Source organism: Snodgrassella alvi wkB2, from assembly GCF_000600005.1.
Lineage (GTDB): Bacteria > Pseudomonadota > Gammaproteobacteria > Burkholderiales > Neisseriaceae > Snodgrassella > Snodgrassella alvi.
This window is the reverse complement of the sequence record NZ_CP007446.1, coordinates 746453-762215: the sequence shown is the minus strand read 5'-3', so window position 1 is coordinate 762215 and position 15763 is coordinate 746453. Positions and strand designations below refer to the sequence as shown.

Genomic DNA, 15763 nt, shown 5'->3' with positions numbered 1-15763 from the left:
TCGCATTTTTGGACAAGAAATGATTGTGAATGTACCGTTTTTGAGACCATTAAGCCCATTATTCAGACATTATGTCCAAATAATGGGTTTAAGTATGGATTAAATTCAGGCTGGTTCAAAAAATACTAACTTAAAAAACATATTTACAACAGTCGATGCTGTAGTGCCGGTAGCTTAGAACGTACTGATTGCAGAAATTCGGTATCCAGCTCTGCACAAATAACACCCTCTCCTTCTGGCAAAGAAGCCAGGATTTCTCCCCAAGGATTAATAATCATACTATGACCATATGTACGGCGGCCATTCTGATGCTGCCCACCCTGTGCAGACGCCAGCACATAACACTGATTTTCAATTGCTCTGGCAGTTAATAATGTGTTCCAGTGTGCTTTACCCGTGGTATAAGTAAATGCTGCCGGTAACACCAGTACTTCAAACGGAAGCTGGGCACGGAAAAATTCAGGAAAACGTAAATCGTAACAAATACCCTGTGCCACAGCGATATTATCAATTCTCAGCTCCGGTACATCCATGCCCCGCAGTATTGTATCGGCTTCTGCATAACACTCATTGGCACCAGTGTAACCAAACAAATGCATTTTATGGTAGAAACCCAGCAATTCTCCTGAGCGCCCGTACACTAGCATAGTATTAAATATTTTGGTTTTATCCGTACTTTGTAAAGGTATGGTACCACCAAATAATATGATCCCCAGTTCAGCAGCAAGAGTTTTCAAAGCTGTTTGCAATTGCCCATCTCCAAAAACCTCAGCTATAGCTACTTTATCTGTTTCGTCTTTACCCATTATCGGCCAGTATTCAGGTAATACTACCCACTCCGCACCCTCAGCAGCTGCCTGTTGCACCAGTCGTTGCATTGTGCACACATTCTCTGCTACCTGAGTACCAGATACCATTTGCACTATAGCTACTTTTACATTCTGCATCAGTTACTCCCGAATTTTTATCCTCATCTATGCTCTTTATAACCGTAACATAGCCGTCTGGCAAATTATTCTCTTTTCAACAAGATTATCTGAATTTTGGTCTTAATTTTGTAAGCGTTGGCAGATGCGGATTTATTTTACTTTGATTAGCACGGATAACAGCAAATATTACGACTGATTTTCTCGATAATTGCTTCCCATTTTCTTCAGAAATTCCTGTTGGGATTTAAACAGACCGATTAAAGATAAAGCCTGATACGAAATATTGAATTGCTGTGCTATATCCGCCACAATAGGAGTCAGCTTATGATAATGCCGGTGGCTAACACCGGGATATAAATGATGGGTTAAGTGCAAATTCAATCCGCCCAGCCAATATTCAAGCCAGCCATATTTTAGATGCCAATTGAGCGTTGTGTTAAAAGCATGCTGCAAACGTCCATGCATAAAATGTCCATTTTCCGGCGCCTGATAGAAAGTAGCTTTAGCCCAATGGCTACCTAAAATCAATATGACAAATATCAAAGAAGAACACATTTGACTTAAACAATAAACCAATACAATCCAGCTAAAATTGAATTGTGGACATACCCAAGCCGGCAAAATGAACGCCAGTAAAATATGTACCCATTTAGCTAGTAAAAATACCATCCATCCATTCCAGCCCTGGCTAGTAAATTTTTTAACATTGAACTTAAGACCTAATCTGTCCTGCCAGTCAAAACACCAGACAATTGCCGGAAATGTCATTGCTGCTACTATTGGCCAATAATAATGCTGATAGCGCATAAACCAATAATGTACCTGAAACGGAGTCTGTCGCAGCACTCCGTTATAATCAATATCTAAATCGTAGTATTCAACATTAGTGTAAGGATGATGTTGAATAACATGACGAACACGCCAACAGTCTGGATCAATACCCAGGGGAATGGTAATAAGACAATTTAACCATTTATTTGCTCGTCCGGAACGGAAAAAAACATTATGCGAAGCATCATGTACTACATTAATAGCCAGCAGCAGCGCAAAGGTAATATAGCAAAAATAAAATAATGAAAACCAAATTACTGAGCTTTGATGTAATGCCGTAATATAGCTTGCAGCACAAAACAGACAAAGTATTGCCAACTTGAACTTCATACCCCTGTCAGCATAGCGATGATCTTGATGTGTAGTCAGATATTCTTGCAAAGCATCATTAAGAGCTTTTTTTAAACTTTTATCCTGTTGCGAATTGTATTCAAGTTCTCTTAATTCAGATCTCATATTTTATCCGTACTCGGCTTTAGGGTTCGATTACAGGCAAAGATTTTCGATACACTCTTATCCAGTTAATGAAAATAATGATGCCATGTATGCTCAGCAGTGCCATAGTAATTTGCCAGTAGGTCTGATGCCATTGAAATCCATACAAAAATAACAAAGGCATAGTTAAAGTTAATATTATCCAGCCTATTATTCCCCACGGGCGACCTTCGGACATCGCGCCCAGAAAAATTGTTCCACCAGCCAGATAAGCAAATAATATATATTGAGTTAAACTAATATCGTTCAAACCGTACCCATATGTATAGATATAACTAATAGCTAAAATAAACAATGCTGTTGAACCTAAAGTCATGAGTAAATTTGAAATAACAAATTTGTTAGGAAACGAAGAAGGTTGAAAACGAATTTTAAATATTTGCATAAATGGAAAATTACTGGCCAATAATGGATTAAATGTTTTCACACCCGGAGAACCATAATTAACCGTACCTTCCGGCATTTCCGCATAGCTACCAAATAACTTATCCCATATAATAAATGAACCACCAAAATTGCGATTAGAATAATATCTGTCATTAATATGATGCACACGATGATGATTGGGCGTGACAAAAATTTTCTCTAAAAAGCCTAGTCGGGGTGTGAAATCATTATGATTAAAAAACTGGATAGAATAATGTATCATAGAAACTGCTAAGAAGATTTCGGTAGGTAATCCAAGAAAAGCTAAACCAACATTAAACACAGCAGACAGTAAAGAAGAGTACCAGGAATTTCTGACCGCCAAGGATAGATTAAAATTTTCACCCTGATGATGAATTAAATGAACAGCATATAACAAACGATAAGTATGTAATAAACGATGCTGCCAGTAAAAACAAAAATCCCAGGCAAAGACGGCAAATATCCATATATAAAAGACTGGGGTTGAAGAAAATAAATTTAAACTACAATTTTGATAAACATAGGCATAACATAAAATTTCCAGGCCTCTGAATAACCACAAAACAATATGCCCAGAATTTAAATTGAAGATAATATCAAGCCAATTAATATTCTGCTTTTTAATCCATTTCAATAATATTGCTTCAATATAGATACAAACCAGCATAAAGATAATAGGAAATGTCAATGTATTCATTCTGCTTCCAATAACTTAATTGGTAAAATATTGACTGTTATTTATTAATCTATATTCCCTGTTAGCTACCGTAGTTCAGCGATTGCTTAGAATCAGATCAAATAATAGTTATAATCTTTTAAGAATTAAATTCTAAAAGTTCAAAGACAGACTTCATAATACAGATATTAAAATTAGATACTTTACTCTAGATCAAATTTTCTAATTTTATTTATCATAAAAAAACTTGATTTAACATTTATTTTAAATGCTGGCTTATAATCGGATATGACAATATCGCTTTGCCAGATAACACCGTTCCAGTGTCCAAAATTAAGTTAATTGCCCGCTTCTTGATAACCAGTGATGCATTGTGATCTGCATTGTCAGTATTTCCACAATTACCGCAAACAAACAGGGCTTGTGTTTTGCGATTGTCGGGATGAGTGTGACCGCATTTTGCGCACTCCTGACTGGTTGTTGGTGCGGGTATTTTAAATACCGCTTTGCTGGATGAATAAGCCTTGTAGTAGGTGTAAGTCTCGATCACATGCCAGCCCACATTAAGAATAGACTTATTCAGTCCTGCTTTCTGCTTGGCTTTATTTGATATGAATCGACCTTGTTCATCCTGTTTTGCTTTCGGCCTTCTCGTCATCCTTGCGGTTCGTAACGCCTCAAACACAATGATTTTGGCGCTGCTATCAACCAATAACCGACTGGTCTTATGCGCAAAATCATTTCGTATGTTAGCCTTTTTAGCATGATGAACCGCAATTCGATGCTTGGTCTTGGCTCTGCGGTTAGAGCCTTTTTGCTGCCTTGCCAGTTTGCGCTGCAATCGCTTGATATAGCGGTCTGCTTTGCTCATGTTCTTTTTCTGGCTATGGGTGAAATCATAGGTTTGTTCGCCAGCACAAACGGGGATCGCCACGCCTCGGTCAACACCCATGGTGTGCTCTTCCAGATATTCTCTGGTCGCCCCTTGCAGAAAAGCTAAGTGCTCTTCATTGGTACTTAGTTTGCGATCAGGCTGTCCTTGCTCATAGCAGAATGACACATAATAGTGGCCGCGCTCTTTTCTCACATAAAGCGAGTTTGGGATCTCAAATTTGCCATGTGCCTTAAAGGACAGATAACCGATATTGTTGGTCTTTGTCCCAATAAACAGGCGCACGTTGCCGTCATCGCAATGGTCGAAACGGAACACTTCACGGGTAAGATAAATGCTTCCTTTGTCCGTTTTAGGTTTTCGCTTTGGCCTGCCGCATTTCCCGCTCATGAATTTCTGATAAGTTTGATACCAGTTAACCGCGCTATTACGCAAGATTTGACTAGGGCATTCACTTAGCCACGGAGAAAGCTCTTTGGATTTGAATTGTGAAGTGGTCTGGTCGATGGGCGCGTAAGTTCCGATGGTGCAATATTTACGGGCATAGGTTCGGTAATAACGCTCTTCTTCTACCTTGGCATTCCAGATACTACGAGCGCACCCCATCCACTGACTCAAGATCAGTTTTTGGTGAGATGTCGGGTTAGCGCGTAGCTTGATGCCAGTTAACATGATGTCCGTTTATTTGCTATTTACACCTGAAATTATTACACTTACTTAAACTTTGTCAATCTAGCATGTGGTTATAATGTACGATTGGAGAACAGGTAGAAGCTGCATTTTTAAAAACAACGTTCATCTAGTCTTTGTTACAAAGTATCGTCGTGGTGTTTTTACCAAAGAAATGCTTGAACGGACTGAGGCAATAATGAAAGAGACTTGTGAGCAGATGGATTGTGAGCTACTGGAGTTTGGTGGAGAGGACGATCACATCCATATGATGGTGTCCGTACATCCAAAATTGGCAATCTCAAATTTAGTCAGCAAGTTAAAAGGTAAATCGTCTTACATGATCCGGCGAGAGTATTGGGACAGGGTAAAAACAATGCTTTGGGGCAACCATTTCTGGTCGCCAAGCTACTGTGTGGTTTCTTGCGGAGGGGTTGCCCTCGATGTTGTTCGGGAGTACATCAACAACCAGAACGAACCGCCCAGCGAAAAAGCCATGAAGACATCACAAGCGTTGAAGCAAAGAAAAGAGTAGAAACCACTTGCTTGACTCGCCCCTAAAGGAGCGAGATTGCGCAAGCACTCCGTTCAAGACCGCCGATGATGAGAGCCAGGCCTCGCTCGAATGCCGCGTCCGGACCGCCTTCGTAGACGATTTTCATCGCGCTCTGTAGGCGCGCCGGCATCGTAGACGCTGAGGTGGTCAACTGATCTTCGCCCCGCTCCTCGGCGTCTGCCTCGCTAGCTTGCTGCTCAAGAACAGCGCCGACGGTGAAGTAGCTGATTGCCATCAACGCATAGGTCGCGTCACCTGCCGAAAAGCCAGCATCGCAAAGGAAGCGAAGCTGCGCGTCGGCTTTTTCCATCTGCGGCGCGGCTGGCCGCGTCCCGGCATGAATACGCGCGCCATCGCGATAAGCGAGCAACGCCCGTCGAAAACTGCATGCATTGCCCTTCAGGAACGAACGCCAGTCGTCGTCATCCCTTGGCGTCGAATGCGTGTGATTTATCGTCAGCATGGCTTCGGCAAGTGCGTCGAGCAACGCACGCTTGTTCTTGAAATGCCAGTAGAGCGCTGGCTGTTGCACCCCGAGGCGCTCAGCCAGTCGGCGCGTCGTTAGACCTTCCATGCCCACGTCGTTAAGCAGTTCGAGCGCGGTTCGGATCACGGCCTCGCGTTGGAGCTTGTTCATTCGCGAATTCTCATGCTTGACAGCTTATCATCGATAAGCTTTAATGCGGTAGTTTATCACAGTTAAATTGCTAACGCAGTCAGGCACCGTGTATGAAATCTAACAATGCGCTCATCGTCATCCTCGGCACCGTCACCCTGGATGCTGTAGGCATAGGCTTGGTTATGCCGGTACTGCCGGGCCTCTTGCGGGATATCGTCCATTCCGACAGCATCGCCAGTCACTATGGCGTGCTGCTAGCGCTATATGCGTTGATGCAATTTCTATGCGCACCCGTTCTCGGAGCACTGTCCGACCGCTTTGGCCGCCGCCCAGTCCTGCTCGCTTCGCTACTTGGAGCCACTATCGACTACGCGATCATGGCGACCACACCCGTCCTGTGGATCCTCTACGCCGGACGCATCGTGGCCGGCATCACCGGCGCCACAGGTGCGGTTGCTGGCGCCTATATCGCCGACATCACCGATGGGGAAGATCGGGCTCGCCACTTCGGGCTCATGAGCGCTTGTTTCGGCGTGGGTATGGTGGCAGGCCCCGTGGCCGGGGGACTGTTGGGCGCCATCTCCTTGCATGCACCATTCCTTGCGGCGGCGGTGCTCAACGGCCTCAACCTACTACTGGGCTGCTTCCTAATGCAGGAGTCGCATAAGGGAGAGCGTCGACCGATGCCCTTGAGAGCCTTCAACCCAGTCAGCTCCTTCCGGTGGGCGCGGGGCATGACTATCGTCGCCGCACTTATGACTGTCTTCTTTATCATGCAACTCGTAGGACAGGTGCCGGCAGCGCTCTGGGTCATTTTCGGCGAGGACCGCTTTCGCTGGAGCGCGACGATGATCGGCCTGTCGCTTGCGGTATTCGGAATCTTGCACGCCCTCGCTCAAGCCTTCGTCACTGGTCCCGCCACCAAACGTTTCGGCGAGAAGCAGGCCATTATCGCCGGCATGGCGGCCGACGCGCTGGGCTACGTCTTGCTGGCGTTCGCGACGCGAGGCTGGATGGCCTTCCCCATTATGATTCTTCTCGCTTCCGGCGGCATCGGGATGCCCGCGTTGCAGGCCATGCTGTCCAGGCAGGTAGATGACGACCATCAGGGACAGCTTCAAGGATCGCTCGCGGCTCTTACCAGCCTAACTTCGATCATTGGACCGCTGATCTTCACGGCGATTTATGCCGCCTCGGCGAGCACATGGAACGGGTTGGCATGGATTGTAGGCGCCGCCCTATACCTTGTCTGCCTCCCCGCGTTGCGTCGCGGTGCATGGAGCCGGGCCACCTCGACCTGAATGGAAGCCGGCGGCACCTCGCTAACGGATTCACCACTCCAAGAATTGGAGCCAATCAATTCTTGCGGAGAACTGTGAATGCGCAAACCAACCCTTGGCAGAACATATCCATCGCGTCCGCCATCTCCAGCAGCCGCACGCGGCGCATCTCGGGCAGCGTTGGGTCCTGGCCACGGGTGCGCATGATCGTGCTCCTGTCGTTGAGGACCCGGCTAGGCTGGCGGGGTTGCCTTACTGGTTAGCAGAATGAATCACCGATACGCGAGCGAACGTGAAGCGACTGCTGCTGCAAAACGTCTGCGACCTGAGCAACAACATGAATGGTCTTCGGTTTCCGTGTTTCGTAAAGTCTGGAAACGCGGAAGTCCCCTACGTGCTGCTGAAGTTGCCCGCAACAGAGAGTGGAACCAACCGGTGATACCACGATACTATGACTGAGAGTCAACGCCATGAGCGGCCTCATTTCTTATTCTGAGTTACAACAGTCCGCACCGCTGCCGGTAGCTATTGACTATCCGGCTGCACTAGCCCTGCGTCAGATGGCTCTGATCCAAGGCAAACTGCCAAAATATCTGCTGGCACCGGAAGTCAGCGCCCTGCACCATTATGTTCCGGATCTGCATCGCAGGATGCTGCTGGCTACCCTGTGGAACACCTACCAATCCTATTTAATTATTACAGGATAACATGTCATACAATAAATAATGGAAATAATGTCAGACGCAACAATCTAATGTAATCTATATTTGTTTTTCTTTATTACTGTTTGGGCACAATTTATTCCGTTAGTAGGATATTTGCTATAACAACAAAATTTAGTGCATATAGTTTTCATTCAACATTATAAAACGCCATCCGGATAGGTAATTTCACTTAGTTCTTTGAGAATGTATAGGTAATAATGTTGTTTAATTAACTATTTTTTCACGAATAATTCGGCGTTTCTTATGCATAAAAGATAAAGGAATAGTTTCAACCGATTTAAGAATCCAAAACTGACTGAATAACTTATTTAAAGTTTTCATTTTGAGTACGACACTGACTACACATACCAGTCAAAACAATATGTTCGTCATTAAGTATAAATCCGCTATCAGCTACCCTCTGTCGTAAAGCTAACCATTCCGGGCTCATACTTTGTTCATCCACAGCCCCGCACTGATTACATACCAGCACAAAATCACTGTGATGAATATGATCCGGCTGGCATTGTTCACCACAATCATGCTGAGCATGCCGACATAATATATAGCCATTAATCGCCGGAATTTTGTGCAAAATACCTTGCTCGGTCCAAAAATCCAGCGCTCTGTACGCTGTCGGTGGGGCAATTGTGTTGTGACTACTTTGCTGCATATGAGCCAAAACCTGATAAGCTTTAATCACTCCGCTCATGCTCAGCACGATATCCAAAACCTGTGCGCGCAACTGAGTAATGGTTACACCTTGTGCTTCACATTGAGCCAATATACGCGTTTTCTCAGTGGTTCTTGTCGACCATGCAAGTTTATCCGTCATGACTCAAACCTCAAGCCAAATCACGGGTTACACTCAGACCGGCGAAGGTTTGTGATACCGGCATAATTTCAATATGGTTAACATTCATATGTGCCGGAGTCTGATACAGCCATAATACGGTGTTGGCAATATCTGCCGGTTGCAGATAGCTGATATTTTCATATACGGCAGCAGCCTGTTTATCATCTCCGCGAAAGCGTACATTGGAAAATTCAGTATCACCGCATAAACCGGGGGCAATATTGGTGACTCGTATGCGGGTACCGGCCAGATCAGTACGCAAATTCAGGCTGAACTGGCGTACAAAAGCTTTGGTAGCACCGTAAACATTACCGCCTTTATATGGCCATGATCCGGCAGTAGATCCCAGATTAATGATATAGCCGCTATTTTTCGCTACCATACGTGGCAATATTTGCCGGGTGACATAAGTTAAACCCAGAACATTGGTATGAATCATGGTTTCCCAGTCAGCAAAGTTTGCTTCCTGAGCCGGCTCCATGCCCAGCGCCAGCCCGGCATTGTTCACAAGTAAATCAATATCCGCCCAAGTACTCTGTAAGGAGGCTAATGCATTATCTACACTGCTTTTATCGGCTACATCCATTTGTAATGGTAAAAACTGTGCACCCAGTTCTGTCTGTAAATCTTGCAGCTTATCCAACCGCCGTGCGGCACCAATAACATGGTAACCGGCATGAACCAGCACACGACACATTTCTGCGCCAAATCCTACAGAAGCACCTGTAATTAATATTGCCATGTCAGTATCTTTCTCTGTTTAAAGATAACACCTCTATTTGTCCCTTATGAGATAAGTCAATATTTATTCGATTTCCAATATTATGGTATTACATTTCTATTTTGCTACGACCGAGTCTTGTTTATCAACCGGTGACATCCATTCATTCATCCCTCAGGAATATTTATCAGTCTCAGAACCAATATTTTACACTGATGATTAAGCTTTTTACTCAGTACTATTCTCGGAAACTATGCCTTGCCCATTATTTTACAAACAAAAGATGCAGACGAATCAACTGACTCATTTATAAAACGCTATTAATCATATCTGTTAAATTACTTTCAGTTGCTGATGTTAATTCGTTATGTCTGGCTTTCTATCATGTTAATTAACTGCTTTGATAGTTACATTACGATATAAACGGATTGATTTATTGATAAAAAACCCCGTTATTGCTAACGGGGCTCTTTGATAACAGATATATGGTTTATAAGGATTGCTGCATCGCCCATGAACGTAAAGCGCGGGCATCGCTTACGCGGGTTGTTGAACTGGGAGAGTTCAGTAAAACAATGGTTACCGGCTGGTTCTGAACACTGGTCAGCAGCACCATAGACCGACCTGCTTCACGAATATATCCGGTTTTTTGCAGCGCGATAGGCCATAAACCTTCGCGTACCAGCGCATTGGAGTTGTGATATTGCTCTACTCTGCCATTACTGGTGTATACCGAACCGGAATTGTCAGTTGAATATTGTCTGATAAGCGGATACTGACTGGCACCACGCACCAGCAAAGCCAAATCCCGTGCAGTGGACTGATTGCGCGGATCAAGCCCGGTTGGTTCGTAAAAACGTGAATTAGTCATTCCCAGCTCAGCTGCCTTATTATTCATGGCTTCTACAAATGCCGGCATACCACCCGGATAAGTACGTGCCAGAGCATGGATTGCCCGGTTTTCACTACTCATTAAACCAATATGCAACAGCTCACGCCGGGTCATTACTGTACCAACAGACAGACGACTGGTTGAGTTTTTCAGCCGGTCAATTTCGGCATCTGTGATGGTAATCTGATCATTCATGTTCTGATTGGCATCCAGCACTACCATTGCTGAAACCAGCTTAGAAATGGATGCAATTGAACGTACCTGATTGATATTTTTTTGGTAAAGAATTTCACCGGTCTGATTATTCATAATCAGTGCCGATTGTGAGCTCAATAAAGGACCGGCAACCTGTGCACGGGTTTCTAGACTGGCGTCAGGATGGTTGCTGATAAATGTACTGAGCGTGTCAGACTGACCACCTGCCTGCTTTTGTTCGATAAACTGACCAAGAACATCTATATCTCCGGCCACAGCAGGTACTGCAAAAAACAGACTGCTGCTTAACAGGCTTACCCACTGCCAGCGACGCAGACGTGATAAACATGACATGATAACTTCCTTTTTGACCCTGAATCAGGGTAATTTATTTCTTAAGAGAATACTACTTCATACTGGACGCAATAGAGACACAGACATAATTATTATCTGTGTTTGAAAGAAGTTTTTAACGTCCAATTATTCAATAAAAATATTGTTTCTCAATCTAATTATAAGACAAATTTGCTTACGGCCGGTATTTTCTTATTATATTTGGCTAAAAAAGGTGTTTATAAACGATATTTTAATCAGATTTTCATTATCAAACTGATTTCTTCAGTGATTAAAACCACACTAGCATTCAGTTTGATATCAGCCTGATAAAACTATATACTCGTTTTTTGGCTGAATCCGATACGATATCACTTATGTATTTGGTCCGGCATTCAATATAAGCTCTATTTTCTTGATGAAATCCTGTTTATGAGTAAAGAAATTCGTTATTGTTCGTTTTGCGGTAAACCTGAAAACGAAGTTAAAAATTTAATTGAAGGTGAAAACGCATTAATCTGTAATGAGTGCGTGGATACATGCAATGAAATGCTACATAATCCGGGTGCTTCTTCTACAGAGAATGGCATGCCGGCAGCTGACGGAGACGGACAGGAAAAACTGCCTACTCCGGCAGAGATTGTTGCTAATCTTGACCAGTATGTAATCGGACAGGAAACAGCAAAAAAATCACTGGCTGTAGCGGTATATAATCATTACAAACGCTTGCGTCTGGGTAAGGAAGAAGGTCAGGTAGAGCTGTCTAAATCCAATATTCTGCTGATTGGACCTACCGGTTCCGGTAAAACTCTGCTCGCTCAGACTCTAGCGCGCAAACTGGATGTTCCGTTTGTGATGGCTGATGCCACCACACTTACCGAAGCCGGCTATGTTGGTGAGGATGTGGAACAGATTATCACTAAATTATTGGGGAAATGCGATTTTGATGTACAAAAAGCACAAAAAGGCATTGTATACATCGATGAAATCGATAAAATCTCCCGCAAAAGTGATAATCCCTCTATCACCCGCGACGTTTCCGGTGAGGGTGTTCAGCAGGCTTTACTTAAACTGATAGAAGGAACTGTTGCATCTGTGCCGCCACAGGGTGGACGCAAACATCCTAATCAGGAATTTATTAATGTAGACACTACTAATATTCTGTTTATCTGTGGTGGTGCATTTGCCGGACTGGAAAAAGTTATCCGTCAGCGTACTGAAAAGGGTGGTATCGGCTTTGGTGCTGCGGTACACAGCAAAGACGAAAATACCAATGTAAGCGAACTATTTCAGACGGTAGAACCGGAAGACCTGATTAAATTCGGTTTGATTCCCGAGCTGATCGGCCGTCTGCCAGTTATTGCAACGCTCACTGAGCTGGATGAAGATGCACTGATTAATATCCTTACCGAACCTAAAAATGCATTAATTAAGCAGTTTCAGGCTCTGTTTGCGATGGAAGGTGTGGAGCTACAAGTACAACCCTCTGCATTACGGGCAATTGCCAAGCTGGCCATGGCGCGCAAAACTGGTGCCCGCGGCCTACGCTCAATTGTAGAAAAAGCGTTGCTCAATACTATGTATGCTTTGCCGGATTTAAACGATGTAAAAAAAGTGGTTGTTAATCAGGATGTAATTGATAAAGGTGCTGAACCTGAATGGTTACTGGCTGATGGCAGTGCTTATAAAGGCTAAAACCATAAGCTGAATTTTACGTGCATAAAAAAACCGTCTGAATTTTGGAATTCAGACGGTTTTTCATGTCCAGAATAAATGAGTTAACCGGTTAATAATGTGTCTGCAGTAATACCCGGATTATCAAACTGGCTCTTCAGTATGAAATTTTATTATCAGAACATTACAGATAACGGCCAAACCACAATACTTTACCGATGATTTGTACATCATCACTTTCACTATCCAGCCGGATTTCAAAACTCGGATAGGCTTCATTAGCAGAAATAACATTCACTACATTACCCGGCATCAGCTGTAAACGCTTAACCAGCAGATTATCGTTAATACGCAGTACATACAAACCATCACGGCGTATATGATTCATTTGCTGTACCAGAATGGTATCCCCGTCATTGAGTACACCTTCCATTGAATCGCCTTTGACCGAAATCACTGACAAGCCACTAACTTCAGGGCTAATCATTGAATTTATCCAATCCTTGCGAAACGCCATGGTAAACATCGGTTTTTCATTAGCAACTAAACTACCATGTCCGGCAGCTGCTTCAATTGCATAACGCGGTACATAAACAAAATCTTCAGTATTCACCGGATTACCCAGCGTATCATGTGCTGCCTGAGTTTGCTGTTCAGGAAAGGGCTCCCCTTCTCCGGTCAGCAGCCAGTCAATACTGCAACCTTTTAATTCTTTGATACGTTTCAGGGTTTCTGCTTTAGGTAACCCGCCTTCATGCCAGATACGGCTGAAACCGGCCATAGTCATATCAATGTCTGTAGCAATTTTAGACTGGCGCTCACCCGGCCACAGTGAAGCCAGACGGTCTTTAAATGTTTGCATGCACAAATTCCGGCAATTTCTTAGAAATATCGTCAATAAATTTGTTTTTATTATACTTCATTTTTAGAAAAATGAAAAGTAACTAAATATTTAAGAAATAAATTCCTTGAATATTTATTTTTTTCTAATTAATATAATAAAAATTAAATAATTTATTAGATTTTTCTAAATAAGGAATGGATTATGAAATTATTAAAAATATATGGGTTAATGGCTTTATTATTGTTGCTGGGCAATTTTCATTCAGTGCCAGCTCGTGCTACAGCTCCTGCGGCATTGATTTCGCAAACGCTGGACTGCCAGCATCTGGCGAATTTAACTTATACTGAAATGAATCCAACCCAGATTAAAGTAGCCAAAAACTGTGACCAGCGTGAAGCTGCACAAAGCTGGCAGAATGCATACGGGAAAATGAATCATACTGAAATGGCTAAAGCTACGGTTTATGAGGCTTCCTGAAATATTGTATCGCTCTGCTTCTGTTGTACTATCAACCATGTAATTTCATTATTTTTTATATTTACCCTGATAATGCAGTGTTTTAAAACGCACATAAAATAAAAGCCTTAGTACCTGAAATAACAGATAGCTCCGGCCTTTAGAAAATCTGAACAGAGGTTATTGTTTTACCTTGAATTCAGTACAAAAATAATTAATTATTTGCTTTGTGTTGTAACTGAGTCAGTAATTGCTGATGAATACCACCAAAGCCGCCATTACTCATGATCAGAATATGATCCCCCTGCTCTGCCTGTGCAGTGATAGCTTCAACCAATGACTGCATATCCTGAAAAACTGCTACTTTATCCTGTAACGGACTTAGTGCAGCCGCAATATCCCAGTCAACCCCGCCGGCATAACAGAATACTTTATCAGCTTCCGCCAGACTGGCAGGTAAAGCAGCTTTCATGGTACCCAGCTTCATAGTATTAGAGCGTGGTTCAAGCACAGCCAGAATACGTGCATTAACGACTTTCTGACGCAGGCCGGCAATAGTTGTAGCAATGGCTGTCGGATGATGAGCAAAATCATCATAAACCGTAATATCGTTAACAACACCTTTGACTTCCATGCGCCGTTTAACATTCTCAAAACGAGATAATGCCGCACATGATTGCCGGATCGACATACCTGCATGACGTGCCGCAGCAATTACTGCCAGTGCATTCATGCGGTTATGCTGCCCCAGTAGTTTCCACTCTATATGTCCCACCTTTTGTTGCTGATAGAGGACATCGAAGCCACCGGTTGAGGAAATTTCACCAATCTGCCAATCCTTATTCAGACCAAAACCTTCTACTTCTGACCAGCAGCCTTGCTGTAAAACTTCGTCCAGTGCAGCAGATTGTTCATTAACGACAATCAGCCCCTCACTGGGAATTGTACGAATCAAATGATGAAACTGAGTCTGAATTGCTGCGAGATTGGGGAAAATATCCGCATGATCATATTCCAGATTGTTCAGAATTGCCGTACGCGGACGATAGTGGACAAACTTACTGCGTTTATCAAAAAAAGCTGTGTCATACTCATCTGCCTCGATGACAAAAAACGGACTGCACTCTGGTTCAGATGTAGATTGCTCAGCCGGTGGTACCTGAGGCAGGCGCGCTGATACAGCAAAATTTTGCGGCACCCCGCCAATCAGAAATCCGGGAGCCAGACCAGCATCTTCAAGCACCCATGCCAGCATACTGGCTGTCGTTGTCTTACCATGAGTGCCGGCTACTGCCAGTACCCAGTGCTGTTGAAGAATATTTTCAGCCAGCCATTGCGGGCCGGAAGTATAAGGTAAGTTACGATTAAGGATGGCCTCAATGACTGGCATGCCGCGACGGGCAACATTACCAATTACATAGACATCAGCGGGATATCTGTCCAGCTGTGCTGCTTCAAATCCTTCCACCACATCAATGCCCAAATCAGCCAGCTGTGTACTCATGGGCGGATACATTTTGGCATCACAACCAGTTACTTGATAGCCTGCCTGTTTGGCTATAGCGGCAATTCCTCCCATAAATGTTCCGCCGATACCAATGATGTGGATATGCTGCATTTCTCTGTCTCTATGCGATGAAAACCAGCATTATAGACTTTCCTCATATTTACTACATGGATGTTTTGTATTTTCTATACACTATCACCACTGAAATTAAATTCAAAATACAAAC

The 15763-nt window shown here is 43.6% G+C and carries 17 protein-coding genes; 6 read left to right on the top strand and 11 right to left on the bottom strand.

Features of this window, described 5'->3' with window-relative positions; translation table 11 throughout:
- Window positions 1-143 precede the first annotated feature (143 nt).
- The 4 genes from SALWKB2_RS03580 to SALWKB2_RS03565 all read right to left on the bottom strand — a co-directional run bounded on the left by SALWKB2_RS03580 (window position 144) and on the right by SALWKB2_RS03565 (window position 4903).
- Entirely contained in the window at window positions 144-947 is an 804-nt protein-coding gene (locus SALWKB2_RS03580) for a carbon-nitrogen hydrolase family protein (protein WP_025330314.1), read from the bottom strand.
- A 168-nt stretch (window positions 948-1115) separates the two neighbouring features.
- Window positions 1116-2216, bottom strand: a complete 1101-nt coding sequence (locus SALWKB2_RS03575; RefSeq protein ID WP_025330313.1) for a fatty acid desaturase family protein — start codon at window positions 2214-2216, stop codon at window positions 1116-1118.
- Window positions 2217-2235: 19 nt separating this feature from the next.
- Window positions 2236-3360, bottom strand: a complete 1125-nt coding sequence (locus tag SALWKB2_RS03570; RefSeq protein ID WP_025330312.1) for a sterol desaturase family protein — start codon at window positions 3358-3360, stop codon at window positions 2236-2238.
- Window positions 3361-3598: 238 nt separating this feature from the next.
- Window positions 3599-4903: an RNA-guided endonuclease InsQ/TnpB family protein gene (locus SALWKB2_RS03565; RefSeq protein ID WP_025330311.1), complete on the bottom strand. Its 1305-nt coding sequence runs from the start codon at window positions 4901-4903 to the stop codon at window positions 3599-3601.
- A gap of 76 nt (window positions 4904-4979) precedes the next feature.
- Between SALWKB2_RS03565 and tnpA the strand changes: the two genes are divergently transcribed.
- Complete coding sequence (gene tnpA, locus SALWKB2_RS11590; protein WP_009873365.1) at window positions 4980-5435, top strand: IS200/IS605 family transposase; 456 nt, start codon at window positions 4980-4982, stop codon at window positions 5433-5435.
- A 22-nt stretch (window positions 5436-5457) separates the two neighbouring features.
- Here the strand turns inward: tnpA and tetR(C) are convergent, their stop codons facing one another.
- Entirely contained in the window at window positions 5458-6093 is a 636-nt protein-coding gene (gene tetR(C), locus SALWKB2_RS03555) for a tetracycline resistance transcriptional repressor TetR(C) (RefSeq protein ID WP_009873364.1), read from the bottom strand.
- A gap of 92 nt (window positions 6094-6185) precedes the next feature.
- On the opposite strand from tetR(C), the gene tet(C) reads away from it, so the two are divergent.
- Window positions 6186-7376 (top strand): tetracycline efflux MFS transporter Tet(C), encoded by a 1191-nt coding sequence (gene tet(C) / locus SALWKB2_RS03550; protein WP_000841446.1) that lies wholly within the window; start codon window positions 6186-6188, stop codon window positions 7374-7376.
- Between the two features lie 55 nt (window positions 7377-7431).
- Here tet(C) and SALWKB2_RS12695 read toward each other — a convergent pair whose 3' ends face one another.
- Window positions 7432-7560 carry a type VI secretion protein gene (locus SALWKB2_RS12695; protein ID WP_001260374.1) on the bottom strand — a complete coding sequence of 43 codons (129 nt, stop codon included), beginning with the start codon at window positions 7558-7560 and terminating at the stop codon, window positions 7432-7434.
- 62 nt (window positions 7561-7622) lie between these two features.
- Here SALWKB2_RS12695 and SALWKB2_RS12490 point away from each other — a divergent pair, with 62 nt between their 5' ends.
- The gene (locus SALWKB2_RS12490; protein ID WP_009873362.1) at window positions 7623-7814 is read left to right on the top strand and encodes a hypothetical protein; all 192 of its coding nucleotides are present in this window, start codon (window positions 7623-7625) and stop codon (window positions 7812-7814) included.
- Between the two features lie 11 nt (window positions 7815-7825).
- Window positions 7826-8062, top strand: a complete 237-nt coding sequence (locus SALWKB2_RS12290; protein WP_025330310.1) for a hypothetical protein — start codon at window positions 7826-7828, stop codon at window positions 8060-8062.
- Window positions 8063-8384: 322 nt separating this feature from the next.
- On the opposite strand, the gene SALWKB2_RS03535 is transcribed toward SALWKB2_RS12290, so the two are convergent.
- The 3 genes from SALWKB2_RS03535 to SALWKB2_RS03525 form a co-directional block, all read right to left on the bottom strand.
- Complete coding sequence (locus SALWKB2_RS03535; protein ID WP_025330309.1) at window positions 8385-8894, bottom strand: Fur family transcriptional regulator; 510 nt, start codon at window positions 8892-8894, stop codon at window positions 8385-8387.
- Between the two features lie 10 nt (window positions 8895-8904).
- Complete coding sequence (locus SALWKB2_RS03530) at window positions 8905-9657, bottom strand: SDR family oxidoreductase (RefSeq protein WP_025330308.1); 753 nt, start codon at window positions 9655-9657, stop codon at window positions 8905-8907.
- A gap of 469 nt (window positions 9658-10126) precedes the next feature.
- Window positions 10127-11077 (bottom strand): D-alanyl-D-alanine carboxypeptidase family protein, encoded by a 951-nt coding sequence (locus tag SALWKB2_RS03525; protein ID WP_025330307.1) that lies wholly within the window; start codon window positions 11075-11077, stop codon window positions 10127-10129.
- 411 nt (window positions 11078-11488) lie between these two features.
- Between SALWKB2_RS03525 and clpX the strand changes: the two genes are divergently transcribed.
- Window positions 11489-12751 (top strand): ATP-dependent Clp protease ATP-binding subunit ClpX, encoded by a 1263-nt coding sequence (gene clpX / locus SALWKB2_RS03515; RefSeq protein ID WP_025330305.1) that lies wholly within the window; start codon window positions 11489-11491, stop codon window positions 12749-12751.
- A gap of 163 nt (window positions 12752-12914) precedes the next feature.
- Here the strand turns inward: clpX and SALWKB2_RS03510 are convergent, their stop codons facing one another.
- Window positions 12915-13592, bottom strand: a complete 678-nt coding sequence (locus tag SALWKB2_RS03510; RefSeq protein ID WP_025330304.1) for a S24 family peptidase — start codon at window positions 13590-13592, stop codon at window positions 12915-12917.
- 183 nt (window positions 13593-13775) lie between these two features.
- Here SALWKB2_RS03510 and SALWKB2_RS03505 point away from each other — a divergent pair, with 183 nt between their 5' ends.
- Complete coding sequence (locus tag SALWKB2_RS03505; RefSeq protein ID WP_025330303.1) at window positions 13776-14051, top strand: hypothetical protein; 276 nt, start codon at window positions 13776-13778, stop codon at window positions 14049-14051.
- Between the two features lie 193 nt (window positions 14052-14244).
- Here SALWKB2_RS03505 and mpl read toward each other — a convergent pair whose 3' ends face one another.
- Window positions 14245-15648 (bottom strand): UDP-N-acetylmuramate:L-alanyl-gamma-D-glutamyl-meso-diaminopimelate ligase, encoded by a 1404-nt coding sequence (mpl, locus tag SALWKB2_RS03500; RefSeq protein ID WP_025330302.1) that lies wholly within the window; start codon window positions 15646-15648, stop codon window positions 14245-14247.
- Window positions 15649-15763 lie beyond the last annotated feature (115 nt).

Coding starts and splice junctions, on each gene's coding strand:
- SALWKB2_RS03580 (WP_025330314.1), bottom strand. CDS start 947: ATGCAGAATGTAAAAGTAGCTATAGTGCAAATGGTATCTGGTACTCAG.
- SALWKB2_RS03575 (WP_025330313.1), bottom strand. CDS start 2,216: ATGAGATCTGAATTAAGAGAACTTGAATACAATTCGCAACAGGATAAA.
- SALWKB2_RS03570 (WP_025330312.1), bottom strand. CDS start 3,360: ATGAATACATTGACATTTCCTATTATCTTTATGCTGGTTTGTATCTAT.
- SALWKB2_RS03565 (WP_025330311.1), bottom strand. CDS start 4,903: ATGTTAACTGGCATCAAGCTACGCGCTAACCCGACATCTCACCAAAAA.
- tnpA (WP_009873365.1), top strand. CDS start 4,980: ATGTACGATTGGAGAACAGGTAGAAGCTGCATTTTTAAAAACAACGTT.
- SALWKB2_RS12695 (WP_001260374.1), bottom strand. CDS start 7,560: ATGCGCACCCGTGGCCAGGACCCAACGCTGCCCGAGATGCGCCGCGTG.
- SALWKB2_RS12490 (WP_009873362.1), top strand. CDS start 7,623: ATGAATCACCGATACGCGAGCGAACGTGAAGCGACTGCTGCTGCAAAA.
- SALWKB2_RS12290 (WP_025330310.1), top strand. CDS start 7,826: ATGAGCGGCCTCATTTCTTATTCTGAGTTACAACAGTCCGCACCGCTG.
- SALWKB2_RS03535 (WP_025330309.1), bottom strand. CDS start 8,894: ATGACGGATAAACTTGCATGGTCGACAAGAACCACTGAGAAAACGCGT.
- SALWKB2_RS03530 (WP_025330308.1), bottom strand. CDS start 9,657: ATGGCAATATTAATTACAGGTGCTTCTGTAGGATTTGGCGCAGAAATG.
- SALWKB2_RS03525 (WP_025330307.1), bottom strand. CDS start 11,077: ATGTCATGTTTATCACGTCTGCGTCGCTGGCAGTGGGTAAGCCTGTTA.
- clpX (WP_025330305.1), top strand. CDS start 11,489: ATGAGTAAAGAAATTCGTTATTGTTCGTTTTGCGGTAAACCTGAAAAC.
- SALWKB2_RS03510 (WP_025330304.1), bottom strand. CDS start 13,592: ATGCAAACATTTAAAGACCGTCTGGCTTCACTGTGGCCGGGTGAGCGC.
- SALWKB2_RS03505 (WP_025330303.1), top strand. CDS start 13,776: ATGAAATTATTAAAAATATATGGGTTAATGGCTTTATTATTGTTGCTG.
- mpl (WP_025330302.1), bottom strand. CDS start 15,648: ATGCAGCATATCCACATCATTGGTATCGGCGGAACATTTATGGGAGGA.